Origin of the sequence: Leptospira perolatii (assembly GCF_002811875.1) — a bacterium.
GTDB lineage: Bacteria > Spirochaetota > Leptospiria > Leptospirales > Leptospiraceae > Leptospira_B > Leptospira_B perolatii.
In genome coordinates this window covers 37761-62168 of record NZ_NPDZ01000010.1, presented here as the reverse complement: position 1 = coordinate 62168, position 24408 = coordinate 37761, and the positions used below count along the sequence as shown (strand labels likewise).

At 42.1% G+C, this 24408-nt stretch carries 23 protein-coding genes; 12 read left to right on the top strand and 11 right to left on the bottom strand.

Annotation, left to right across the window (positions count from 1 at the left end; genetic code table 11):
• Positions 1-223: 223 nt before the first annotated feature.
• The 6 genes from CH373_RS14530 to pyrB all read right to left on the bottom strand — a co-directional run bounded on the left by CH373_RS14530 (position 224) and on the right by pyrB (position 5966).
• Positions 224-1393, bottom strand: a complete 1170-nt coding sequence (locus tag CH373_RS14530) for a helix-turn-helix domain-containing protein (RefSeq protein WP_100714302.1) — start codon at positions 1391-1393, stop codon at positions 224-226.
• Between the two features lie 138 nt (positions 1394-1531).
• On the bottom strand, positions 1532-2236 hold the full coding sequence (locus CH373_RS14525) for a PROCN domain protein (RefSeq protein WP_243393411.1): 705 nt from the start codon (positions 2234-2236) through the stop codon (positions 1532-1534).
• Positions 2211-3260: an adhesin OmpL37 family surface protein gene (locus CH373_RS14520; RefSeq protein ID WP_243393410.1), complete on the bottom strand. Its 1050-nt coding sequence runs from the start codon at positions 3258-3260 to the stop codon at positions 2211-2213. Before CH373_RS14520 ends, CH373_RS14525 begins: the two co-directional genes overlap by 26 nt.
• Positions 3261-3424: 164 nt before the next feature.
• Complete coding sequence (locus CH373_RS14515) at positions 3425-4654, bottom strand: LL-diaminopimelate aminotransferase (RefSeq protein WP_100714304.1); 1230 nt, start codon at positions 4652-4654, stop codon at positions 3425-3427.
• Positions 4641-5018: a DUF2203 domain-containing protein gene (locus CH373_RS14510; protein WP_100714305.1), complete on the bottom strand. Its 378-nt coding sequence runs from the start codon at positions 5016-5018 to the stop codon at positions 4641-4643. Before CH373_RS14510 ends, CH373_RS14515 begins: the two co-directional genes overlap by 14 nt.
• A 21-nt stretch (positions 5019-5039) precedes the next feature.
• Entirely contained in the window at positions 5040-5966 is a 927-nt protein-coding gene (pyrB, locus tag CH373_RS14505) for an aspartate carbamoyltransferase (protein ID WP_100714356.1), read from the bottom strand.
• Between the two features lie 95 nt (positions 5967-6061).
• Between pyrB and CH373_RS14500 the strand changes: the two genes are divergently transcribed.
• Entirely contained in the window at positions 6062-7186 is a 1125-nt protein-coding gene (locus CH373_RS14500; RefSeq protein WP_100714306.1) for an MBL fold metallo-hydrolase, read from the top strand.
• A gap of 101 nt (positions 7187-7287) precedes the next feature.
• On the opposite strand, the gene CH373_RS14495 is transcribed toward CH373_RS14500, so the two are convergent.
• Positions 7288-7785: an LIC10604 family protein gene (locus CH373_RS14495; RefSeq protein WP_100714307.1), complete on the bottom strand. Its 498-nt coding sequence runs from the start codon at positions 7783-7785 to the stop codon at positions 7288-7290.
• Positions 7782-8309, bottom strand: coding sequence for a MarR family winged helix-turn-helix transcriptional regulator (locus CH373_RS14490; RefSeq protein ID WP_100714308.1), 528 nt, complete (start codon positions 8307-8309; stop codon positions 7782-7784). Before CH373_RS14490 ends, CH373_RS14495 begins: the two co-directional genes overlap by 4 nt.
• A gap of 477 nt (positions 8310-8786) precedes the next feature.
• On the opposite strand from CH373_RS14490, the gene CH373_RS14485 reads away from it, so the two are divergent.
• From CH373_RS14485 to lpxB, 10 genes are all read left to right on the top strand, one after another.
• Positions 8787-9113 (top strand): 7(1) septoil knot domain-containing protein, encoded by a 327-nt coding sequence (locus CH373_RS14485; protein WP_100714309.1) that lies wholly within the window; start codon positions 8787-8789, stop codon positions 9111-9113.
• 258 nt (positions 9114-9371) lie between these two features.
• Complete coding sequence (ruvA, locus tag CH373_RS14480; protein ID WP_100714310.1) at positions 9372-10010, top strand: Holliday junction branch migration protein RuvA; 639 nt, start codon at positions 9372-9374, stop codon at positions 10008-10010.
• Positions 10011-10074: 64 nt separating this feature from the next.
• Positions 10075-10803, top strand: a complete 729-nt coding sequence (locus CH373_RS18750) for a hypothetical protein (RefSeq protein WP_207761478.1) — start codon at positions 10075-10077, stop codon at positions 10801-10803.
• Between the two features lie 243 nt (positions 10804-11046).
• The gene (sucC, locus tag CH373_RS14470; protein ID WP_100714311.1) at positions 11047-12219 is read left to right on the top strand and encodes an ADP-forming succinate--CoA ligase subunit beta; all 1173 of its coding nucleotides are present in this window, start codon (positions 11047-11049) and stop codon (positions 12217-12219) included.
• Positions 12220-12249: 30 nt separating this feature from the next.
• Positions 12250-13134 carry a succinate--CoA ligase subunit alpha gene (gene sucD, locus CH373_RS14465; RefSeq protein WP_100714312.1) on the top strand — a complete coding sequence of 295 codons (885 nt, stop codon included), beginning with the start codon at positions 12250-12252 and terminating at the stop codon, positions 13132-13134.
• Positions 13135-13186: 52 nt separating this feature from the next.
• Positions 13187-14791: a TolC family protein gene (locus tag CH373_RS14460; protein WP_100714313.1), complete on the top strand. Its 1605-nt coding sequence runs from the start codon at positions 13187-13189 to the stop codon at positions 14789-14791.
• Between the two features lie 12 nt (positions 14792-14803).
• A complete protein-coding gene (locus CH373_RS14455; protein WP_100714314.1) occupies positions 14804-16240 on the top strand; it encodes an SH3 domain-containing protein in 1437 nt (478 codons plus the stop codon).
• A gap of 32 nt (positions 16241-16272) precedes the next feature.
• Positions 16273-16566 (top strand): FmdB family zinc ribbon protein, encoded by a 294-nt coding sequence (locus CH373_RS14450; protein WP_100714315.1) that lies wholly within the window; start codon positions 16273-16275, stop codon positions 16564-16566.
• Positions 16567-16605: 39 nt separating this feature from the next.
• Positions 16606-17463 (top strand): LpxI family protein, encoded by an 858-nt coding sequence (locus tag CH373_RS14445; protein WP_100714357.1) that lies wholly within the window; start codon positions 16606-16608, stop codon positions 17461-17463.
• Complete coding sequence (gene lpxB / locus CH373_RS14440) at positions 17408-18700, top strand: lipid-A-disaccharide synthase (RefSeq protein WP_100714316.1); 1293 nt, start codon at positions 17408-17410, stop codon at positions 18698-18700. The genes CH373_RS14445 and lpxB overlap by 56 nt, the downstream gene beginning before the upstream one ends.
• Before the next feature lie 93 nt (positions 18701-18793).
• On the opposite strand, the gene CH373_RS14435 is transcribed toward lpxB, so the two are convergent.
• Genes CH373_RS14435 through CH373_RS14425 form a run of 3 tightly spaced genes read right to left on the bottom strand, consistent with a single transcriptional unit; the run spans position 18794 to position 23714 of the window.
• On the bottom strand, positions 18794-21145 hold the full coding sequence (locus CH373_RS14435) for an LIC_12586 family protein (protein WP_243393409.1): 2352 nt from the start codon (positions 21143-21145) through the stop codon (positions 18794-18796).
• A complete protein-coding gene (locus CH373_RS14430) occupies positions 21049-21699 on the bottom strand; it encodes a tetratricopeptide repeat protein (protein ID WP_423789790.1) in 651 nt (216 codons plus the stop codon). The genes CH373_RS14435 and CH373_RS14430 overlap by 97 nt, the downstream gene beginning before the upstream one ends.
• A complete protein-coding gene (locus CH373_RS14425) occupies positions 21699-23714 on the bottom strand; it encodes an ATP-dependent helicase (protein WP_100714360.1) in 2016 nt (671 codons plus the stop codon). The genes CH373_RS14430 and CH373_RS14425 overlap by 1 nt, the downstream gene beginning before the upstream one ends.
• 102 nt (positions 23715-23816) lie before the next feature.
• Between CH373_RS14425 and CH373_RS14420 the strand changes: the two genes are divergently transcribed.
• Positions 23817-24407, top strand: a complete 591-nt coding sequence (locus CH373_RS14420; protein WP_100714317.1) for an NUDIX hydrolase — start codon at positions 23817-23819, stop codon at positions 24405-24407.
• Position 24408: the final 1 nt, after the last annotated feature.

Sequence of the window (24408 nt, the reverse complement as noted above, 5' to 3'; positions counted from 1 at the left end):
ACCATTGGATTCTGGACGTGAAAATATCTTCACTGGTCCAAGATTGTCATTTTGTAAGATTTACAGTGGGTTAAGAGAGTCCGGAAGATCGGTTATAGAGAACTGTGTACCGATTGCAACCAAACAAGCCTTCTCTTTTTCTTTGAACAGACTTGCGGGGGCCGGATTGGAGCTCTTAAGCTGGACTATGCTCCCTTCCGGTTCTATGTCAATCGAAAAGTATTCACTTTGCCTTTTTTTTAGCAGAAACCTTCTTTTTACTAGAACCTGACTTCTTCCGAACGGGGGATTTTTCTCTCAAACCTCTTGCTTTGGGTTTCGACTTTCCGTCAGAGGTTTTCTTTTTCGGCTTTTTATCCGGAACGTTTTTGGGTACAGAACTCGCAGCAGAAACAGATTCCTGCTCCTTAGGAGACTTTCTCCTGGGAATTGGTTGGTCACGGTTCATCGGAAATTTGGAAGTAAGATCCAAAAACTTAATTCGATTTTGTAATGTGGTCCTAGGAACTCCCAAATCCAGCGCGGCGTGAGATACGTTTTCCTGGTTTCTTTTCAAGGATTGATAAATATAACTTCCTTCTACTTCTTTCAGGATCGTCTCGAGAGGAAGTTTTTGTCGAAAGGCTTCGGCCACCGAAGGGAAAATAAACCCGTCCGCATCCTGATGATTCACCTTGGAAGAGGCCGGCGAAAAATGGTAAAGATATCCGACCGGTTTTCCTTTTTGATGTAAGATCGAAACTCGTACCAAACAATCCAAGTCTGGAAGAAAGGTTTGTACGGACAACTTACCTTCCTCTAAACGCAGTTCATGAGTCTTGAGATAGTTCCCGAGGAGCTCCTTGCTCATTTCTTTGAGAAGTTTTTCTGCGTGAAGTATGCTGTCCTTGAACCATTTCCGCGGAAGTATTTCGTTTTCAAACGTTTCGTTGTAAAATACGGAATGCCCGTCCAAATCGGTGGCAAGCAACCCATCGGGAAAATTCTGCAATAGAACTTCCATAAACCATTGAGTTTGCTTGGATTTTTCCTCCGGAGATTCCGGATCATTGCTTTCTTTTTTCTCTGGTTCTTTTGCAACCCAGGAAGATCGACTCAATTCTGCGAGTAATCTTGGCTTGTCCCAATCTTCCTTCCTTTCTCCTAGAGGGCTTAGTACCGGGATCGTTCTTTGCTTTTGAAAAAAAGCCAGAAGGGTTTCCGGGATTTCTCGAACAAGATATTCCTCCGGAATTCTAGAAAATTCTCGGTCGGCCAGGCTCAGGTCAGCCAACTCCATCAGAATTCTTTCTTTCGGAAGGAGTCCTAATAGAGCATGATTTTCTTCTTCCCAAACGGGGAGATGACTTGCTTGGGTATACAGAAAGTATTTATAAAGATTCTCTATCTTCATGAAGCGCGCATCTAACAGGAAAAGATTCTCCCTGAAATGACTTCTATTCCCCGCTCACCGGGAAAATTCCTCTCATTTTTTACTTTAGCGGTTCGGAAATGTAAAAAGTGGACTTAGGATAGGGACAAAAAGATCACTTTATCTGTGAGAAGTCAACCTTTCCCCTACCTTCTTGAACTCGATAGGAGGCGGAAGTTTACTAGTCTTCAAACTAGAAAAGGAATATTTTAAAGAACGTTTGTAAAGAACCAAGGCGTACAGATGATTTCCGTCTCTGCGAAACTTATTGCCGGACAACCATTCTTCTCTTGCCATATGAAAATACTGGTTTACCTTTTCCTCCTCTTTTGCGGTAAGAGGATGACGCTCTTCTGTATCTAGGCCGCGCAATTGCGTTTCTCTCGCAACATACTGTAACAATCTGTCGGAGGAAATTGCGGCGGTTTCGGACCACTTTCTCAGAGATTCTGGAAGTTTCTTTTCGATGCTAAGTAGAGAATCCGATTTTTCCTTTTGAGTCCCGGTCTTAAATGCAGATTCGACTTCTTTGAAAGAATTTTCTATTCTCCCAAAATCATTGACCAAATCCTTATCCGGAAAAGAATCTTTGATTTCTCTTAGAACTCTGACTTTCGAATCTATGGATTTTTTTCTCTCTCTAAAAGAAAGCGTCGAAGTGGAGTGAACTTCTGCCCAAGTGATGAACAGTATTAAGATTCCGGAAAGTAAGAACAATAACTTTAGGAACCATCGATTTTTTACCCTAAGAGAAGCGATTTCTGCAGGAGTAGGTAAATCCATAATCGAAAAACTGGCGTTACTGCCCAGTTCCTCCAGAGCCACCTGATCCCCCGGAATTTGCCGGAACCGGAGGTAGTGTCTCGATTTTATTCATGTCGTCGATTCGAATTTCATCATTACTCTTTTCTAAAAAAGAGATCCGAGCGTTCGTAATGAAACTGTAGTTATCATCATGAACTTCTAATAGATCGATTTCGTTGCCCTTTGCATCTCCGGGAGCAGATATCTTTTCTGTCAAAAGCTCGTTATCGATGTAGTCTATGAGGGTGTTCCGAATTCTGTCGTAGTCCGAGATATTTTCCTTTTCAGCTGCATTCTTGAAATCATCCAAGTTTACAAACTGATATTCCGGCTTATCTTCGTTCGGAGTTTTGGAAGAAATCATAGCCAGAAGCGCAAATCTTCTTGCCCTTCTCGCAATTTTGATCCCTTCTCCATGTAATAAAAGCTTTATCCTGTATTGGTAAGGAGAGGAATTGTACGCAGTAGTGAAATGATCTTCGGTAGATTTTAAGTCTCTGAAACCTAGCTTTAGAAGGTGCTGCGCAATCTTATCATTCGAGCGAATAATTACCGGAGATGCCGCTTCCAAAAGAATCCGAGCGGTCCGAATATATCTTTCATGAGTGACCTGAAATAGGTCCTTCATTTCTTTTTGCGCGGATTTTAGATTTTTGTAAGATAGGCTGTAGTTACTCTGGAAGTACCACATATTGCCATTAAAGTCGGACTGGTTTGCCTTTTTAAAAGAACGGTAATTTTCCATCGCATTCAGTTTGCGAAATATTTCCTCTTGTCCGGGTTGAGGAGTTGTTCCTTGACCAGCTTGGGCTTGTTCCGCTGCAGTCTGCCCGCTAGTTTGAGGTTTTGCAGCGCCTCCTTCTTCGAGAGGAGGCGCCATATTGCTAACGCAAATATTAATAAACTTTAAATTGTACTTATTTTCATCGATCAAGATGGCCAGATTGTTCTGATCTGGAGAAACAGCGCTTATCTTACTAAATAGCCCCAGGCTAACAAGCACTCCGATGGATAGGATGATATAAGGAAAACGTTCCAGATTCATAGTAATCTCTTATAATCTATCGGAGATTTCAAAGAAATTCCTATTTTTTTTTGAGCTCAGAAAATCGGAATCTCAGCCCCTTTGCGGTAAATTTGATCGTGTACTCGAAATCTTCCGGCAAAGCCACCCGCAGCCTCGAGCGCCCTCGCATTCTGTTTTGGATTTTAGGAAAGAGCGGAAATCCTTTGAATTGCCTCAGCTACATCCTCTTTTTTACCGAAGGCAGAAAGCCGGAAATAGCCTTCTCCGGAAGGACCAAAGCCGGAACCGGGAGTTCCTACCACCTGAGCCTTATCCAGTAGATGGTCAAAGAAGTCCCAGGAACTCATATTCTTAGGAGTTTTGAGCCAAATATAAGGGGCATTCACTCCTCCAAACACATCGTAACCAAGCTTACTCAGGCCTTCTCGAATCGCTTTTGCATTTGCCATATAATAAGCAATGGATTCCGCGATTTCCTTTTTACCCCGAGTAGAATAAACTGCTTCGGCGGCTTTTTGGGTCACATAGGAGACACCATTAAATTTCGTGGTATGTCTGCGGCTCCAGAGAGATTGAACTGAAACTTCCTTTCCATCCTTTGTAAAACCCTTGAGTTCGTTCGGAATCACGATATAAGCGCATCGTAGTCCAGTGAATCCAGCAGTTTTGGAAAAAGAGCGGAATTCAATCGCCACTTCCCTTGCACCTTCTATTTCATAAATCGATCTCGGAATTCCTTTTTCTGAAATGAAGGCTTCATAAGCAGAATCGAATAAAATAATACTCTTGTGTTTCTTTGCGTATTCTACCCAGGCTTTCAGAGTTTCCTTAGTGGCAACAGTTCCGGTAGGATTGTTCGGATAGCAGAGATAGATCAAGTCGGGAGCTTCCTTCGGAAAATCTGGATGGAATCCGTTCTCTCTGGTGGAAGGCATGTATATTAAATTTTCATAACGCCCGTCGGATCCCGAATCTCCGGTACGACCGGCCATGACGTTTGTATCTACATAAACTGGATAAACCGGATCCCCAACTGCGATCTTTGCATCATGGGAAAATATCTCTTGGATATTTCCGCAATCGCACTTGGATCCATCGGAAACGAAAATTTCGTTTTCTTGAATGTTTACGCCTAACTTTCCGTAGTCGTTTTCAGCGATTGCTTTTAATAAAAAGGAATAGCCTTGTTCTGGACCGTACCCGTGGAAACCTTGTGTGGTTCCCATTTCTTTTGCGGCGGAAACCATTGCATCCACGACAGAAGGAACAATTGGAAGAGTTACATCGCCTATTCCCAAGCGAATGATTTTTGCAGAAGGATTTTTTTCGGAGAACACTTTTACCCTTCTTGCGATCTCCGGAAACAAATACCCGGCTTTTAATTTTAAATAGTTCTCGTTAATTTTCGTCATCGTCTTCCTGCTCTTCTTCTCTTATTTCCGAAATCGGTTTACGCCCTGCAAATCCCTCATCGTAACCGTGCTCAAACAACAAATCCTCTTCACCTAAGTGCCAGCAGTAATAGCCTTTTCCATTGTCGAAGTCTATCAACCAGAGACCCTTAACTTCGATTCCAAGACCTCTGATTTTTTCGGCCCATTGTACCAGCAACTCTTCCAGCCGGTTCTCTTTTTGCTCTAATTCATTTTCAGGTACTATGAACTCCTGCAACTCTTGGTGCAGTTGGTTTACAGAAGTATAAAATTCTTCCGTAATGGATCGTACATATGGCAGGATCTTGCGAGCCTCCTCGTACGTCCAGATCTTACGTTCCATAGTAAAAACCGACGGCTTTGATTAAAATTCTACGCCAAGAGATAAGCATAACAAGGTCATCCGACTGACCACTCCATATCTAGCTTGTCGAAAATATGCTGCGTTCGGCAAGTCATCGACATCTGTTGACAACTCGTTCACCCGAGGAAGCGGATGCAGCACAGTTGTCTCCTTTTTAGAAGCAAGAATTAGCTCTTTATTTACCTTAAAAGATTCTTTGAGTCTTTCATACTCTTTATGATCCGGAAACCTTTCTTCTTGGATTCTGGTAACATAGGCAACGTCGCAATCCCAGATCGCTTTAATGTCGCCGGTTTCTTCAAACGTAATCGGAAATCCGGCCAAGCCTTTTTTATATGATTCAGGCAGAGCCAGTTCAGGAGGAGAAATCAGATACAAGTGCACATCATAGTGCCTGAGAAGATTGATAAGCGAATGAATCGTACGGCCGTATTTAAGATCTCCGATAAAGGCTACTTTCAATTTGTCCAATTTTCCCTTTTCGGAAATGATCGTATACAAATCCAATAGCGCTTGGGTCGGGTGCTGCCCTGCCCCGTCTCCAGCATTGATCACTGGAATCTTGACCGCACCGGCTGCGATTCTGGAAGAACCTTCTACAGGATGACGAATCACCGCGATATCAGCGTATGCTTCGACCATTTTCATCGTATCAAACAGAGTCTCTCCTTTTGATATGGAAGAAAATTGAAATCCTACGGTAGAGATCACCCTCCCTCCGAGACGTTCCATAGCAGCTTCAAAGGATAAACGAGTTCTTGTAGAAGCTTCAAAAAATAAAGACGCCAATAATTTTCCGGTGAGAATTCCGAATGCCTTATTTTGTTCTACGAGGCGCTCCATCTCCCTTGTTTTTTCTATCAGAAAATCCAAATCTTCCTTAGAAAACTGATCCGTATCCAGAATATTCTTGTGATTGTAAGGCATTCCTGAGACAGATTCAAACGTAGAGAGAGTACGGCAACTCATTTGAACAAATTTTTTGGGCTCCGTTTTGCTGGAGATCGGTCAAAAGGATATCAATGTTCTGGGATAAAAACCTTTTCTTCATCCGCCTTTGCGTTCTAGTTAGCGCGTTTTATTACATAGCAAATTGTTTTCCACTCGATTCGGATCGAACCCAATCTCCGAATTATAAGGAGGGTAAATATCAAAATTTGGTCTATGATTCCCAGTTAATTGATAAGTCCTTTCTTACAGTACTAAAATGGAAATTGTTTGGGCCTCACGATCCTGTCACAATTGAAGGTTTAACCGATGAACTTCCCTTGGTATTAGAGAGAAAAAGCCAAGACTTGATCGCTCCCGAAGGAAAGTTAAGAATCGTATGGTTAGGACATTCCACAGCCTGGATTTCGATTACCAAAGAAGGTAAAACGACAAACCTGATCACGGATCCGATCTTTGAATCTCCAATCGTAATTTCGCGTTGGGTGCAACTTCCCATTCAAAAAGAATCTTTGCCTGCGGTCGATTATGCACTGATCAGCCACGCTCACAGAGATCATCTGGATACGGAAAGTCTCCGATATCTGAAGTCCAAAAATCCGAATTTGAAAATTCTCCTACCAGCAGGGATGAAATCCTTTTCCGAAGACGAAAAGTTAGGAAACGTGACCGTGCAAGACTGGGGACAAATCACTCAAACTTCCATGGTAAAGATCGCTTTTTTGCCTGCCCACCATTGGAGTAGAATGGGAATTTCTGACGGAAATCAGTATTTTTGGGGAAGCTATTCAATCGAGGCCTTAGGAAAGACACTGTATTTCGGGGGCGATACTGGATACTCTCTCCATTTCAAAGATGTTTCCAAAAGAATAGGACATCCAATAGATTTAGCATTATTACCAATCGGAGCCTTTAAACCAAGGTGGTTCATGAAGTATGCACATATTAGTCCGGAGGAAGCTATAGTAGCTGCAAAGGATTTGAATGCGAAGGCAATGGCTCCGATTCATTGGGGAACTTTTCCGCTGGGTGACGACCTGCCACAAGAGCCTTTATTAGAACTTCGAAAACATCTTATCTTTCCGGATAAGCCAGATATTCACGGAGTCCACCCTCAATACACCGGAATTTCTTGGGGAGAAAAGGATGGAGTGAAAGTGCTGCCCTGGACAATCGGGAGCGGAATCGACCTGAACTAAACTCAGGCCGATTTCATACTCAAAAAAACGTATAACAAAAGAATTTTATAAAATTATAAACTTCTTTTTTACTAAAATAATACTAAAAAACCAGTTCGCTATTACTGCTGATTTATTTTTCTGAAAAGATCCTCTTGGTATTGCACCAAAGTAGCAGTATGACCGAATACAAATCTGGACATCAATCTATAGATCGGATTTGTAACGAATCCATTTTCGGTGAGCTTAAGCACTGATGCATTGCCACCCTTCGAACTGATTTCGAATTCCCAGTATCCTCCGAACGGGAGGTCTTCGTTCAAAATCTCCACTATACAATATTTTGGATAGTTTTCGGACTTGATTCCAAACTTAATTTTTTCATTATCTTTATTCACTTCTGACCAGGTTGTATCAGAATGAGCCTCAACTGAAGCGACTCCAGTTCTCCAACTCGCATAGTCCTTGAAGTTTCGAATTGTCTGGTAAATTTTTTCCGGAGAAGTCTGATATTCCTTCTCCACGGTCGCGACGTGATCTTTCGGCAATAAATAACCCGAGAGCACGATTAAAGCTACGATTCCAACAGCAATTCCAACGTAAGTAAGTGCCTGATTCATTTTTTACTCCTTTTTTTGGTCCTAGTATGTTTGCTTTCTTCCTTTCTCTTTCCTCGACTCCCCCATGCCTTCGAAAGGCTAAGGCTCTTCATCTCAAGATCGGATGCTGCCGCGAGCAAAGCCAAACCCTTGATGGAAAGCTCTTGCTCTTCTTTAGAGAGTCTTAATAAAACCTTTCTTAATCTTTCCGGATCCAAGACCGACTTCGATCGCTTAATCTTTTCGCCCCGATCGGTCAAACAAAGAAGCGTCTTCCTTGCATCCGAAACGTCCTTTTCCTTTTGAACATAGCCCAAGTTTTCGAGACGACTGATTCCGATTGACATAGTGGAAGGCGTAACTCCCATATGCCCCGCAAGATCAAAGAGACTAACTCCCTCCTCTCTATCTAAATGATCCAAAATGCTAGCTTGGTGCGAAGTTAAAGTCTGAGCAGTCTTCGGATCAGTTACATGTCGAGTATGGCAAGCGAAGTAAATTCGAGGATAGAACTTTAGAATTTGCTCGATTGCACTCTCCGACATTCCAAATAGAGTCTCCTAATTAATTTGATTTGTCAAATCAAATTAATATAAGAAAAACCCTCAATGTGAGATGAGATTGAAAGGATGTAGGAGCTCCTACAAGCGGGGAGTATTAGGGAAAAGGCTTGCTTTCTTTGGATTTTTGTGTTAGGAGGCGGGTACCACCGCTGACGCTCCGGCCCCCACCCAACCAGGGCGGGGCCCTGTCCCCGGATTCAATGCCTCACCATCCGTCCGCTAAAACGCAAGCAAAGTCTCTTTACAAATGCCTTAAAGTAAAATGCAGCCTAAACTTCGCCTAACTAGTAACAGGTTATTTCGAACGACTCCTCTATTTTGCAAAAGAAAAACTTCCTATAAATAAGAAACAAATATGCCGCCAAAAGGAACGAATCAAAAAGACAGATGTGAAATAAATTTTTGAATTCTCCCATTTTTCTAATAGGAAAAATTCATTTCGTACTGTTAATTTAGCGTATGAAAAGTATAAAATATCTTTCCACCATCTTAGCGATTCTACTCTTTACTGTGCTCGGACTCCAGGCAGGCTCTGTAGGTTCTGACTGCACAATGAAAGGAAAAAAGTTATACGGAAAAGTGCAGTTCGTTACTAGTTTCCCCGATATCAAGGCGCAAGTTGTAACCAGTTTTCCAGATTTGAAAGTGCAGAAGGTAACATCCTTTCCGGATTCCTGCGGAAAATGGGAAGAAGTCACAAGCTTTCCAGATATTAAAGTGCAGATAGTCGATAGTTTCCCGGACATCAAAATCCAGTACGTAAATTCCTTTCCCGGAGTGAATTAAACAAGGTAGGAAACTACTACTTAGAATTCAAAATTTTCCAGGAAGAAAACAGGAGGATTCCAAGTATTCCTCTGTAGGAGCTCCTACAGAGGAATAAGAAATCTACTTGCTAAAAAAAGAAATTTATGAAATGAGGCGGGTACCACCGCTGACGCTCCTGCCCCCACCCACACAGGGTGGGGCCTCTCTCCAATAGGCTCCGATTTTTCCCGATTTAACTTTGACACCTAAGTTTGGCTAAGGATTGTTCTATTTAAGATGATCTCTGGTCTTTTTGGCATGATTCATAAACTTGAAGTAGGAGCCGCACAGTTAGATGTGAACGGCGTCACTTACGAAATTACGATTTCGTTTAAAACATATCTTGAATTGAAGGAGCTCCTAAACCAAGGCAAGCACGAGGTAAGATTGGAAATTTTTCATTCCATCAACGAGCGAGGACAAAAATTGTTCGGCTTCTTACATTTAAAGGACAAAGAATTTTTTAAGGTGATCAAGGGTTTGCAAGGAATTGGCGAAATGACTGCTTTGAAAATTCTTTCTTTCTTCAACCCTTGGGAGCTATACCAGATTGTACTTTCAGGAGAAGCAAAAGATCTAGAAAAAATTCCGAAAGTAAAAGCAAAAACATCCGAGAAAATTTTCTTTGAAGTCAGACAAAATCTGAAAAAATTAGAACTGTTTTTGGAAGGAACTCCTGCGGATCCTCTACCCACTAATATCGATAAGGCATCTTTACCTTCTCCGAAAGACCGTTTTAAAGAAACAAGCATACAGGCACTGATTCAACTTGGGTTCGATGAAAAATCGGCGCAAAAGGAAGTCGAAAAGGTTCTCGCAAAAAACTCGTTTGATGACACAGGCGAACTAGTCAGAGAGATATTAAAAAGCTTGTAGTTCTAGTCGGATTCGATCTACTTCCTTAGCGCTTCTAGAAGAAATTCACAGGGAGAAAAGTGAGATGGAACTGGATACTAAATCGATTCTCGCGGCGGGTGTAAAAGGCTCGGCAACAATTTTTGCCTACGCGATTGGTTTTCTAGCTTTAGGCTTCTTTTTGAATCTGATTCTACTGGCTTTCTTAATTCCGGAAATGTCTTCCTTAATCTCGAATCTAGGTCCACTTCCTATTGCTCGGGCCGGCGGAATCGGGGCTATCATCGCGTTATTTGTGATCATGCTCTATATGTGGCCTGTTCTACTGATCATTCTGATCTTCGTCTTGGTATTTCCCGGACTCTATTTTATTTTTGGCAAAAAACATGGAGTTAGCAAGGCGCTACACTCTGCAATCAACTCAAACAAAGGGCCCATTACTGATTATTTGTCATCCAAGTTAGGTGAAAAGATCTCTTCCAAAATGAAATCCCAAGATCAGAATAAACAAGGATCTGATCGTTGGAAGTCTTTGCAAGAAGCCGTTCTTAAATTGGAAGATGTTCCAAATCCGCTTAGATTTCTGCTAAAGTCTCTTTTGCAAAAAATACGTCTGGCAGATGCAGTTCAAAAGCTCGCGGAAAAATCCAAAGAAGGTAGCAGTGAATTGAGCGAAGCAGAACTGAAGGAGATACTTAAGAACAATATAGACCAAGCAATTCAGGAAAACCTCTTCGTTCCTGAATTAAACTGGTTGTACATCCTGCTTTCCATAAACTTTGCTACTTTTCTATTCCTAAAAATCTGGTTCTAAGTCAGTTAAACTCTGAATCTCTTTGGTGCAGCCCTTGGTCTAGTAAACCATAACTCCAGAAGATAGAGCCCCTACTTTCGACAAAGGAAGGGCATCCCGGTATCCAAACACCCCGTTGACATCCTAGACATTGGTCCGTCGGAAATCCTTTTTACCGAAAGGGAATGGACAGGAAATTCCAAGATAAAATCCTTTGAAAAAGCACTTCGAAAACATCATTAAAACAATAGAAAAGGCTAATTCATGAAAATTCACGAGTACCAGGCAAAGGAAATCCTGAGACGCCATAACGCCAAGGTTCCCTTCGGTGTAGTTATCGATAGAAAAGAAGAAGGCACCAAAGCCTATGACGAAGTTTCCGGAAAGACGGGAACACCTGTAGTTGTCGTAAAAGCTCAAATCCACGCTGGTGGACGCGGAAAAGGAGGCGGTGTAAAAGTAACTAAATCCAAAGAAGATGCACTCGCCGCAATCGACAAGATATTGGGAATGCAACTTATTACACCTCAAACTGGAGCGGAAGGAAAAAAAGTTCTAAAAGTATATTTGGAACAGGGAATCAACATCGCAAAAGAATATTATCTAAGTATCCTTTTAGATAGATCCATCCGCAAGACCATAATCATGGCATCTACTGAAGGCGGTATGGAAATCGAAGAAGTAGCGGAACACACTCCCGAAAAGATATTAAAGATCGCAATCGATCCCGGAATCGGACTTCAAGCGAACCAGGCATCTCAATTGGCCTTTGATCTAGGACTTCCTGTGGAAGCTCATAAGTCTTTCAAAGCACTTCTCTCAGCGATTTATCAGGCATACATCAAAGAAGATGCATCTTTATTAGAAATTAACCCTCTGATCCTTACCAAAGAAAACGAAATCATTGCCGGAGATTGCAAGATTGACTTGGACGAAAACTCCATGTATCGTCATCCGGACAATGCAGCTTACAGAGATATTACTGAGGAAGATCCTTTAGAAGTTCAAGCTTCGGAGTACAACATCAACTACGTTAAGTTAGATGGAAACATAGGTTGCATGGTCAACGGTGCTGGTCTAGCGATGGCTACTATGGACATAGTAAAATTGGCCGGAGCAGAACCAGCGAACTTCCTTGATGTGGGAGGCGGAGCGAACGTAACCACTGTTACGAACGGATTCAAACTAATCTTAGGTGATCCGAACGTAAAAGGGATTTTCGTAAATATTTTCGGAGGAATCGTTCGTTGTGATCGAGTCGCAAACGGTATCATAGAAGCTGCAAAGGCAGTAAATATCCATGTCCCGTTAGTAGTTCGCTTAAAGGGCACGAACGCAGAAGAAGGAAAACGCATCCTAAACGAGTCCGGGCTGAACATCATGGCAGTCGAGGACCTGAGACAGGCAGCTGCAAAAGTAGCAGCCTCGATTAAGTAAAAAGAAGATAGACGAAGGAAATCATTTCAAATGGCAGTTTTAGTAGATTCCAATACTCGAGTTGTAGTTCAAGGTATCACCGGTAAAGAAGGAACCTTCCACGCGACTCAAATGTTAGAGTACGGCACCAAAGTAGTCGCCGGTGTTACTCCTGGAAAAGGCGGACAGAAAGCAGACCTAACCGGAAAAGCAGTCCCTGTCTTTAACTCCTTAAAGGATGCGATGAAAAATGAAGGAGCAAATGCTTCGATCATTTTCGTTCCTCCTCCATTCGCAGCTGATGCAATTTTAGAAGGAATCGCAAATGAAATTCCTTTGATTGTTTGTATAACAGAAGGAATTCCTACACACGATATGCTTAGAGTATATAGCGTGCTCAGAAATTCCAAATCCAGACTGATTGGACCAAATTGTCCCGGAATTATATCACCAAAATATAATGTAAAAATGGGAATTATGCCTGGCTTTATCCACCAGGAAGGAAACGTCGGAATCGTATCTCGCTCCGGAACCCTAACCTATGAATCCGTAGCACAGCTAAGCGTAAACAACCTTGGCCAGTCTACAGTGATCGGAATCGGCGGAGACCCTGTACCTGGAATGAACCACACTGAAGCGGTTAAGTTGTTAAACGAAGATCCAGAGACGAAAGGTATCGTGATGATCGGAGAAATTGGCGGCACTTCCGAAGAAGAAGCTGCTGACTATATCAAAAAGAATGTCAAGAAGCCTGTGGTCGGATTTATTGCAGGACAGACTGCTCCTCCGGGCAAACGGATGGGACATGCCGGTGCGATTATCAGCGGGGGCATGGGAACTGCGTCTTCGAAAATGAAAGCTATGCAAGAAGCTGGAATTCATGTTTGCCAGTCTATTGCAGAAGTCGGTGAAAAAATGAAGAAGGCTTTGGGATAAATCCAGGGTCTTAGAAAAGCAAACGAAGGAGGAATTCGTGAGTACTATCCTAATGAAATCGGAAATGAAACAGCATCTAAAAGTTTTGGTCCTTTTCTGGAGCGCGATTCTCCTCCTTTCTGGTTCCGGCTTAATGGCAGAATCGATTCCAAGTACGGAGCCTGTCACAACAGTTACTCCTGTGGGAGGTCGCCAATTGAAACTAACGACCGAGGAAGCAGTAAAACGCTCTTTGGACAGTAACTTTCAGCTGCAGAATCTAAGATACGAGTTGGTAAAGACTGATTCCGGCTATTTGAAAGCAGAGTCAAAATACTCCTGGAAACTCATAGCAGATGGAACCTTTCGCCAAAACAATCTTCCTTTCAACCAAAACAATATCTTTACTGGAACGAAGATTTCGGACGACACGATTAAAGGCGGGCTCGAAAAAACGTTTCGAGCTACCGGAACTTATTTCAAAATAGAAACCGGAACAAGACGATTCGACTCCAACGCATTCGAACAAAGTAATGCGCTTACCTCGAGCTTTAGAGGACTAGCGCTACCTCCTTTGTACACCGGATTTATCACTACTACGATTAGCCAAGACCTATTGAAGAACTCCTTCGGATACAAAGGACGTAACGAAGAAAAGATTTTGGACAATCAATCTCAAATCGCAAAAAATCAAGTTTCATTACAGATTTCTCAAGCGATCGTAAATTCCTTGGTGGATTTTTGGGACTACTCAGTAAAGCTCAGAGCTCTAAAAACTTATAAGCAATTGCAAGAGAATACCCGCAATATTCGAAACCTAACGATCCGAAAACAAGGCTTGGGTCTCTCTGAAGGATTCGAAGTGAATCAGTGGAATTCTCTACTTGCACAGGCCGAAAGCCAACTCGAAACCGCCACTTTACAAAAGGACGAAGCAAAGAGAAAATTGATACGAAGTCTGAAGTTAGAATCCGGAATCGAGCTCTCGGAAGACACAGATCTTTTGGAAGAATTATTAGAAAAACCTGATTTTGCAAAAGACATAGAGACCGCTTATCAAAAAAGAGCGGACTATCAAAACGCAATTCGAGATAAAGAGAACGCCGAGTTAGTGCTTAAGAACTCTAAAAACGACCAATTGCCTACTCTGACCCTATCCGGTTCAGTATCTTCTCAGGCTCAGACTTTGGTGTCACCGAATCGGAATTATTCGGATACGGATAATGGAATACAGTCTTTTAAATATAAGGATTACCAAGGTCAGGTCAAATTTTCCTATCCTATCTTGGATAAGGGAGTTTTTGCCACAAGGAGAGATTCCGAGATTTCGGTTCATCAAGCTTCCTTAAAGGAACAGGAAGTCAAGAACGAAGTCCGAGATGATGTAAGAGGTCGAATAGACTCTCTGGAAGCAAGTTACCGAATCTATAAGAATTCAATCGTAACGGAACATGAAACGATGAACTACTACAATGGAGTTTTGAGAAGCTTTAGGCAAGGGAGAGCCGACGCGGTCGCTGTAAAGAACGCATTGGATACTTTAGTTCGCGATCAACTTGCTCTAACTCAAGCAAAAGTGAATTTCAATATCGATCTGATGAGATACTACGTAGCCAAAAACGTATTATTGGAGCGTTTCGATTTGAGTGCGGATAAACTAATTCCAATAATAGAATAATCAGTCATCTCCTTGAAGCGCGGATTTATTTTCTCACTCATCGGTTTCGTTTTCTTCGTAATTATAGTTTCCATCGTTTGGTACAATTGGCCCAAACCATCGGACACAATTTACGAAGACTTTCGGGATCAAGAATGGGAAAGCGTAATTAAGCAGGTCCGTGCTTTACCGGAACCTTCTCCTTACGATCTATTGTACGCTTCTCAATCCTTATTGTTTTACAATGCAGGTCTTAAGGAATTAGATCCGGAGGATCAGCTCAAGTCAGCGAACAAATTTTCGCAAAAGTTTAAAATACAATATACCGAATCCGAAATCGCCGGTAACAAATTTCCGATTTTTGAAGATCCATTCATTGGCAAACTAGCCAAGAAAAGTTTCCTAAGAAGCAAAGCCTTGGTCGCCCGTCTGGAAAATGCGGCCGAATGGGACAACGCGGAAACTTTGGCTAAATATATTAGGGAATTATTAAGCATAAATCCACTTCCAATACTTCCGTCTTATTCTACAGCACTCAAAAACAGTCTAAAAAGCGATCGAATTACGAAGCTTTCCGAATCGGACCGCAGTGAATTAGGCGAAATTCTCGGCTTCCTATCTACTCGAGAAGATTCTAATTTTTTCTCTGGAAGATTAAAGAACACTGGAGAAAATACCAATTTGAGAATCGGCCCCGGAACAGAGAACCCGGGAAAAGCAAGGTTGAAGAAAGGTGCAATCCTCTATGTGTTAGACAAGGATCCTAGGATAGAGACCATTTCCGGAAAAAAAGGAAACTGGATCCAAGTCTACATTCCTGAATCTGCACTTTCCGGCTGGATGTTTTCGACATTTACAGAAGAAGAACCTTTCTCTAACGAAAAAAGCCAAGCAATGGTTTCGAAGTACACCGAATCCGAAAAAAGCAAAGCTTGGGACTTCGCTTATTGGGACGAAAACTCTCCTCCGTTCGGATTTTTCGGGAAATATATTCAGACAGAAAAGTTAGCCATAGACGGAGATTACGGAATTGTAATCTATGGATCCGAAAAAAACGATTATCAGGAATTGTGTAGACTCATAGAAGAACCGTTTCGCTCTTTGGAGTTTAAGATCCAATACTTAAGCGGTGAAGAAACAGTTCCAGTGTTTAGATTGTATGCCGGTCAATCCGGAAGTTGGAATCATGCCTACCAAATCGATCTTGACAGGGAATCGATCTATATAAATAGGAACAAATATATCCTGGAAAACAAAAGCGATTCTCGTAACTTCCAAATCCAAATCGCACAAAACGCAAACTCTCAGTCTGCTTCTTTGTTCATCGAAGAAAAAGCGGTAGTACAGGGAATTCGCCCGGAGCAAGGATTTGAAAGTTCGGATGAGACCAGATACAAACTTTGTCTGCTGCAATCAAAAGAGAAAAACAAATCGAATCTAGCATTATTTCGATTTAGATTTTTATACTAAATTTGTGAATTAGGAATAGAAAGGAGGGCCCGGTGCCAACCTACGACTATAAATGTAAAACCTGTAATCAAGTGTTTGAACACATTCAATCTATGAAGGACGACCCTTTAGAGGAATGCCTCTGTGGCAAAGCTGGCAAAGTAGAAAGAATGATTTCGTTCGGCGGAGGAATCATATTCAAGGGATCCGGTTTTTACGTAACCGATTATAAGTCGAATTCTTCCGACGGATCATCGACACAAAAAAATACGAACAGCACTGAGACGAGTTCTGGAAATTCAAGCAACTCTTCTGGAAGTTCCAGTAATAACTCGGCGCAGTCCTAAATCGTCTGAATTTGCGTATTAAAAGTAAGTAATATAAGATTGGGACGCTTAGGAATCTTGGCTGGCGGAGGAGAACTTCCGCATATCGGAATGAGGGAGGCTCTTGCCTCCGGAGAAGATCCCGTCTTTTTATCCATCATAGAATCCGACTTTCAATCCGGAGAATATCCGGAAAGAGAATACCCGATTCATATCGCAAAAATCGGAGGATTGATCAAAGCGTGCAAAAAGCTCAAAGTCGATCGTTTGCTTTTGCTCGGAAAAGTAAAAAAAGAGATTATCTTTAAGAATCTAAATTTTGACCTAAAGGCGCTCGCTCTGCTGGCCAGGATGGTCAATCGTCACGACTACTCAATTTTCCGCACGATCGCAGAGGATTTCGAAAAAGAAGGAATCCAAATCATATCTCAAAAAGTGTACCTTAAATCTTTGTTATTAAGCGAAGGCAGATACACAAAGCGACCTTTGGATAAACGCCAATTGCTGGATGTGGAATTCGGAATGGAATACGCCGAAAAAATCGCTTTGTTGGACATAGGCCAAACAGTCGTGGTACTGGATAAGTCCGTATTGGCGGTAGAAGCCGTAGAAGGTACAGATCAGGCGATACGGAGAGGAGGATCTTTTGCAAAGAAAGCAAAGGCAGTAGTTTGCAAAAGTTCCAAGCCTAGTCAGGATGACCGTTTCGATTTGCCGACCGTCGGAACAAATACCCTGTTAACAATGCATGAAAATCATTGCGAAATCTTGGCGCTCCGAGATTCAGAAACTCTAGTAGTAGATCCGGAAGAATTTATTCGCCTTGCCGAAAAACTCAAAATTCATATCCTCAGTATAGGCCGTGGTAACCTCTCGAAAATCAATCGCTCCCAAAAAAAACTCACGCATATCGGCTGAAACGATCTCGAAGAAAACATCCGAATCGGTAAAGACAGCAACCGGTGCCTCCAAATCCAAAGAACCGGTTCAACCTGTATTTTTGGTACTGGCTGGAGAACATTCCGGGGATCTGCTAGGTGCCGAACTTATCCGAGAATTAAAGAAAACAAATCCTGATTTTCAGTTCTTCGGTGTAGGAGGTCCTCGAATGATCGAAGAGGGCTTCGATTCCATAGAGAATATGGAAGAGCTTTCTGTCATCGGGTTCACTGCAATCTTATTCAAATACCGTTTTCTAAAAGCACTCATGGAGAGATTGGTTCAAACCGCAGTTCTCCGTTCCTGTACCCACGCGATCTTAGTCGACTATCCTGGATTTAATCTTCGTTTAGCTGCTCGCTTGAAAGCTCTTGGAATCAAAGTGATCTTCTACGTTTCTCCTCAACTCTGGGCATGGAAATTCGATCGGATTTATACAGTTCAAAAAAATGTGGATCTGATGTTGGTCTTATTTCCTTTCGAAAAAGATTTGTACGACCAATACGGAGTGAAGAGCGTCTATGTAGGACATCCTATCGCGATGAGGATCCGGGAAAAACTAAAGAAAGAAGCAGTTATCGCCCCGGGAGAGGAGAAGTCGACCAATCAGTTTATAGTCACTCTAATGCCTGGATCTAGGAGTTCCGAAATTCGAAGAGTTTTGGGAATCTTATTGGAGACAGCAAAATTGCTTCATACGGATTTGGAAGCAGAGAAAAAGAAAATAAAATTCTATCTACCGAATATCAACGTAAAGGAAGAAGAATATATTCTGACGAAGATCTCGGAAATCGAAGCAGTCCAGCCAGGACTAAAAATCGAGTATTATTTTGATCGTTCCTTGAGGGCAATTGAAGCTTCTGATCTTGTTCTGGTCACTTCAGGAACCGCCACATTAGAAGTAGTATATTTCGAAAAACCGATGGTGATTCTTTATAAAGTCAGCTTCCTCACTTACCTGATCGGTTCTAGATTGATTCGCACACCGTTTATCGGTCTCGTAAATATTCTTTCCGGAAAGGAAACCTGCAGAGAATTGATCCAGGCGGAATGCACACCCGAAGAGGCAAGAGAAGAATCTCTGAATATTTTGAAAAATAAGAGATACCGAAATCAGATGATCGAAGAAATACAAGCGGTCAAGTCGTCTCTCGGAGAAGAAAATTCTTCCAGAAATGCCGCTAAGGCTATCTTCAGGATGCTCAAAGAGCAATAGAAAATCTCAGCGCTCGTCTATATTCAAAAACTTGCAATTAAGGTTTCTGGATTCTTTCGAAGAAGTAAATTATAAACTTACTCTAAAAACAGCCTATTCTTTGAGGCATTCCTCAGAATTTTCGCGAAATTTTTGGCTAAAGAAAGTGGCGCTTTCAGAAGCTTGGTTCTGTATACTTCCGTTGGAGGAATAGCGCAGACTCGAACCATCAGATTGAGCATAACCAGTAGCTCTGACTGTTTCTGAATTCCAACTCAATTCTCTATAATAAGTGATCGAAGGGAGCACATTTTGCTCAAAGCTAAAATCAAATCCAGGGTTAAGAGGAAACGGAAAATCTGCAGTACCCTTCCAGCGATTTCCCATTAGCTTAACGTCCTGCACAATGTTTAGAGAATTATAAAGTGCAAGAGTATCATTGCCAAAGAAGCGAACCGTTCCGTTGACCGCGATTCTGTCTGGAACCAATTCTTTTCCGCAAAATCTAAATGCTGGCATCTTCCACGGAATTTCATTTGTTTGAAAGCGGATATCAAAGTATGGAGTATCGCTAGAATAGGTAAAGTTGGCAGAGGCTTCTGCCACAGTTTGTTCCTTGTCCAAAATCTTTGCATCAGCCCTGGACTGATAAGGAACCAATTTGGCAACGAACTCCAAGTTCCCTAAATTCTGGAATTCTCTTTTCAATCTAGATTCTTTACTCTTCCATTTCAAAGATCCGGTGGAAAATTCTAGAAAGTACTTAAAGATTTTGGTTCGGACAAATCGAATTTCTGGAATCAATTTCTCCATTCTAGTCTTGATATCTTCACGAACGCTTTGTCGGATGGTTCTATAAATTGGAAAATAATCTTCCAGGATAAACGAATCAGAAAGAACATCGAAATTAAAATCACCTTGCAGCGGATAGTATGCGACTCCATCTCCACGAATCGCTTTCTTGAATCCGAATTTGCCCTTTAGCTTCATACTAAAAGGAGAACCGAACTGGGTACCTTCCAGTTTTCCTTCGTACATTCCGTCGGACTTCCAAAAAATATCAGCGTACTGAAAACCTAGGTCCAAATTCGGATTTTTCCAGTGAAAGCCCAGAAGATTCAGGGTTCCTTCGGATTTCAGCCAGTCGTTGTAATTTCCGGTTTCGTAACCTTTCCAGTGCAATTTCAACTGACCATCTAACGAATCTAAGTCGACCGGAACCGGCAAAAAAGAGCGAAAATTAGAGATATTAGAAAGTGCAAGAGACAAATCCCAGGTTCTCAAACCTTTCTCCCCCCTACCCTTTTGCAGCTCAAGATTCCCGTCTTCTGTCCTAAAAATATGAGTTTCTTTTAATGTTTTTTCCTTGGAGATGTAAAACCATTCGTGTTCTAAATCTACGTCTTTCCATTCCAAAGGTTCTTCCTGTAGCGGAATCTCCTGTAAGACGATTCCGCTAACTTTAGAAAACTCGGTCTTTCCCTGGACCTTGAAGTTCTCTCCTTCTTGCTCCAAAAAGCAGGTGCCTGATATTTTTCCGGATTTTGGAAGAAAAGGAGAAAGAGAAGAATACAATCCACCCACTGGCTTTGCTTTTGCATTACGAAATTCTAATTCTAATCTGGAGGAATTAGAACCGATCCTAGTTTCAAACGATCCCTTTAGATAACGGAAACCTGGCCAGGGTAAAAGAGAATCGGAAATCTCTATCCTTACCCACTCTCCTTCTTTGCGAATTAAAAGGTCAACGCCGGTTACTTCCTCAAGTAAATTCGATTCGCCTTTAAAAATGGAGATGGTTGTGTTATCGAGTCTGATTTCCGGGATATTGATTTTCTGGATATATTCCAGCAACTTTCCAGAAATTTTGTCCTCCATATTCAACTCTATCTGAGCATTTTTGACTCGTATCGCTTTTACGGAGGGATTTCCTTTCAGAACTCCGCGTAATACTAGTTCTACTTTATTTGCTTTGAAGAGCAAATGCTGGGAAACAAAATCCTCTTCGTTTGAGATTTTCAGATCTTCGATGAAGACGTGATTTGGAAATTCGTATTCTACGATTCCGAGGGCAACTGCTCTACCCAACTCGACATTGATAAATTCTCTGGATATTTCTTTGAGCGCCCTGATATCGAGAACTCGATGCACAAAGTACCATTCGGTTCCTTCCTTGGCTCCAAACAGAATCGCACCTAACAGTAGCGTGATGAATGAGAATCTTCGAAAAGCCGGAAGCTTCAGTACGTGCTTCGTAGTCCTGAAAAGTATCTTGAGTGTATAAAGGACTGCCCTCGGGACAAGGATCGAGACTTCAACCCTCTCCCTTCGCAAATTAAGAAATTTTGGTATTGTAAAGTAGACTCGTACTAACGCTGGAGTACTTGACCGAGTGTTTCCTGCATTGTGCGTAGTGTCTGACTTTCCGGAAACTTCAGTAGTCCTTCTTCCAGAATCATCTGACATCTTTTAAATTCCTTAATCCGATAGAAACTGATTGCAACAGTCTCGTAATAGAAGAGATCCTTTTCAAAATCCTTTTCTTTGGAAGCTCTTCCAAGAATTCCAAGCGCCTGACCGTACTTTTCTTCCTCAAAATACGCCTTTGCCCACATTTTTCTGCGATTTGCGGATTCAAAGTCACGATCTACATTGTCCGATTTGCGAAAATGAACGATTGCATTCTCATAATCATTGATTCCGAAATAAGCAGAACCAAGTAAATGGTCCAGATGCTGTATATTTTTTGCTTCTTTTGAATTCTGAATCTCTTTCAGTACGAGAGATGCTTCCTTGTAGGATTCGATTCTAAGATAGAGTTTTGCTTTTTGTAGGAGGTAATCGGAGCGTTTCTTGTCGTCGAGGTTTTGGTCGGAGAGATGTGAATCTATAATTTGAATCTCCGCTCGGACTTGGGACTCTAAATCCGAAGAAACACCATGCTCTCTCTGTGCACTAGCACAGGAGACTAGTAGTGTGCTCCCCAGTAAGAGTATCAGCGCGTATTTGCCCATTTTCATTAACCCGTTTTCAATTTTTCGAGCTCTTGGAGAAAGTCTTCTGTCTCCTGCTGCCTGGTTTCCTCATTTGAGTACCAATCCAGGGTCTCCGGTTCGATCTCTTTTAAGAACCGAGACGGCTCTGAAGCTAATTGCTCCCCAAATTTGCGGCGGTTTGCGGCTCCTGTCAAGCATAAATGGCTCTTGGCACGGGTCATGGCCACATACATCAAACGCCTCTCTTCGTCTATGGACTCGCTCTCAAGCGCGACCCTTCCGTTTGGAAGAATCCCTTCCTCCAAGCCGACCACGTAGACTGACTCAAACTCTAATCCCTTAGATTGGTGGATGGTCAATAGCTGGATCCGGTTGTCTTCTTTCTCATCAGAAGGTTCGTCTTCCATTAACATCGCAAGTCGGTTAATAAAATCGAAGAGGGTTGGCTTTTCTCCAGACTCGTTGTTTTCTTCGAAAAACGCGAGCATGTTCACCAACTCTGAAAGGTTGAAGATTCTTGCCTTGGCAACTTTCTCTTCCTTCTCTTCCAAAACGATTTCCTTTTCCAGGCCCAAATCTCCGATCAATTCGCGCAGTGCAAAAAAGAGCCTGGGAGAACTGGAAAACTTTTTTTTGTATTTTTCGATAAGATTTACGAAGTTGTAGATCTCCGAAGCGATCTTTCGATTCAAACTAGGCAGGAAATCCGGAGATTCACACACACGAAATAATACTTCATATAACGATTCTTTAGTATGAGAAGCCTTCTCATGAATCAAAGAAATGGATCCTGCACCGATTCCGCGTTTTGGATAATTGATAATTCTGAGTAAGGATGCATCGTCCTTCTGGTTCGCGATGATTCGAATGTATGAGATCAGATCTCTTACTTCCTTTCGATCAAAGAAATTGTATCCTCCGACTACTTTATAAGGCATGTCGCGGGCGCGAAAGGTTTCCTCGAATGGTCTAGATTGAAAATTGGTTCTAAACAGAATCGCGATCTGAGATCCCCTCCTGCACTCTTTGACAATCTCTTCGCGAATACAATCAGCTATGTACTCAGCTTCGTCTTTTTCGTCCAGCCTCTCTACATAGCGAACCTTTTTACCGGAAGGAATTCTAGAATACAACTCTTTGGAACGTCTAGATAGATTGTGTCGAATTAGTGAGTTCGCTGCTGAGACAATGATTTCAGTAGAGCGATAATTTTCCAAAAGCCGAATGACAGTCGCGTTCGGAAAATCCTTTTCGAATCCAAGGATCAAGCTCACATTGGAGCCTCTGAAAGCGTAAATAGATTGGTCGTCATCCCCGACTACACATAGGTTTTCCGAATTCCCCATAAGTGCACGTAGGAACTCATACTGGGTGTTGTTCGTATCCTGAAATTCGTCCACCATGAAGTATTGGAATTTCTTGTTGTATTCTTCCCTCACCTCTTCAAAGTCCTTTAACAATTTGGCCGGGAGATTAATGAGGTCGTCAAAATCTACAGAGTTCTGCTCCTTTAAAGTTTCCTGATATAGATGGAACAACGAGGCGGCCGCTTGGTCTCCTTCATTCAAAGAAGAACGCAGGGAATCCATGTAATCGTCACCCGAGTTCTTGATTCGAGAAATCTTTCCCAGTATTTCGAGAACCTGGGCTCTCTTTGCCTCGATCTTTTTTGAGACAAGTAGACTCGTAACTAAACCTTCTTGGTCGCTACCGTTTAAAAGTAGAAAAGGCTGCTTGTATCCCAATTTCTCAATATGCTTTTTAAGAATATTCAGTCCAAGAGAATGAAATGTAGAAAGAACGATCCCTTTGAGTAGATTTCTAGGCACCAGTTTTCTGACTCTCTCTCCCATTTCCTTCGCGCTCTTATTAGTAAAGGAAAGAGCTACGATCTTAGAGCCAGGGATATGGTGGTCCTGGATCATGTGTGCGATCCGATTAGAGATAACGCGGGTTTTTCCGGATCCCGCTCCTGCAAAAATTAAGAGTGGCCCATTTACGGTTTGGACCGCTTTTTCCTGTTCTGGATTTAGCCTCATGGAAACATGGGACATAATTCGCGCTTTTACTGTACTGTCAACCTCGTACAGGCAAAGGTTTGCAGGAAGGAACACCTTCCACATCTTGGAGGAATCAACCTTATGGAAACATTCGATCCAGAGAAATACCGCCCTGAACAAGGACTTTGGAAGCAAAGCAACCCCAGAATCCTAAATGAAACCCCGATTTTCAAGTTAGTCGCGAATCACACCGAATCTCCGGATGGAGCAGTTTCTAAAGATTTTTTTCATCTGCAATCCAAGGATTGGGTGAATGTGATCGCGCTTACTCCAGAAAACGAAATCATTCTGATCGACCAGTACCGTCACGGATTGCACAGATATTCTTTGGAGATTCCTGGTGGAATTGCGGACAAATCCGGAATCTTAGAATCTGCACAAGCTGAGCTGAAGGAAGAGACCGGCTTCGTCTCCGACGACTGGGAATTTTTAGGAAAGGTTTCAGGAAATCCGGCGGTATTTAACAACTGGTGTCATACTTTCATCGCAAAAAATGTTCGCTCCACCGGAATTCGAGAATTGGATGATAGCGAACAAATAAGAGTTTTCACTTATCCTCTCGAGAAGGTCCCCTCTTTGATCGAAAAACAGCTCTTGCACCATGGGATGATGGTCGCCGCGTTAGGGATGTACTTTCTAAAATATCCGCTTACAAAAACAAAAATAAATTAGG

Bases quoted from the DNA above. Each gene is read 5' to 3' on its own strand.
- pyrB (WP_100714356.1), bottom strand. From the start codon at position 5,966: ATGCCTTACAATCACAAGAATATTCTGGATACGGATCAGTTTTCTAAG.
- CH373_RS14510 (WP_100714305.1), bottom strand. From the start codon at position 5,018: ATGGAACGTAAGATCTGGACGTACGAGGAGGCTCGCAAGATCCTGCCA.
- CH373_RS14435 (WP_243393409.1), bottom strand. From the start codon at position 21,145: ATGTCAGATGATTCTGGAAGAAGGACTACTGAAGTTTCCGGAAAGTCA.
- CH373_RS14485 (WP_100714309.1), top strand. From the start codon at position 8,787: ATGAAAAGTATAAAATATCTTTCCACCATCTTAGCGATTCTACTCTTT.
- CH373_RS14490 (WP_100714308.1), bottom strand. From the start codon at position 8,309: ATGTCGGAGAGTGCAATCGAGCAAATTCTAAAGTTCTATCCTCGAATT.
- CH373_RS14420 (WP_100714317.1), top strand. From the start codon at position 23,817: ATGGAAACATTCGATCCAGAGAAATACCGCCCTGAACAAGGACTTTGG.
- CH373_RS14430 (WP_423789790.1), bottom strand. From the start codon at position 21,699: ATGAAAATGGGCAAATACGCGCTGATACTCTTACTGGGGAGCACACTA.
- CH373_RS14520 (WP_243393410.1), bottom strand. From the start codon at position 3,260: ATGAATCTGGAACGTTTTCCTTATATCATCCTATCCATCGGAGTGCTT.
- CH373_RS14500 (WP_100714306.1), top strand. From the start codon at position 6,062: ATGTTCTGGGATAAAAACCTTTTCTTCATCCGCCTTTGCGTTCTAGTT.
- sucD (WP_100714312.1), top strand. From the start codon at position 12,250: ATGGCAGTTTTAGTAGATTCCAATACTCGAGTTGTAGTTCAAGGTATC.
- CH373_RS14515 (WP_100714304.1), bottom strand. From the start codon at position 4,654: ATGACGAAAATTAACGAGAACTATTTAAAATTAAAAGCCGGGTATTTG.
- sucC (WP_100714311.1), top strand. From the start codon at position 11,047: ATGAAAATTCACGAGTACCAGGCAAAGGAAATCCTGAGACGCCATAAC.
- CH373_RS14495 (WP_100714307.1), bottom strand. From the start codon at position 7,785: ATGAATCAGGCACTTACTTACGTTGGAATTGCTGTTGGAATCGTAGCT.
- CH373_RS18750 (WP_207761478.1), top strand. From the start codon at position 10,075: ATGGAACTGGATACTAAATCGATTCTCGCGGCGGGTGTAAAAGGCTCG.
- ruvA (WP_100714310.1), top strand. From the start codon at position 9,372: ATGATCTCTGGTCTTTTTGGCATGATTCATAAACTTGAAGTAGGAGCC.
- CH373_RS14425 (WP_100714360.1), bottom strand. From the start codon at position 23,714: ATGAGGCTAAATCCAGAACAGGAAAAAGCGGTCCAAACCGTAAATGGG.
- CH373_RS14460 (WP_100714313.1), top strand. From the start codon at position 13,187: ATGAAATCGGAAATGAAACAGCATCTAAAAGTTTTGGTCCTTTTCTGG.
- CH373_RS14530 (WP_100714302.1), bottom strand. From the start codon at position 1,393: ATGAAGATAGAGAATCTTTATAAATACTTTCTGTATACCCAAGCAAGT.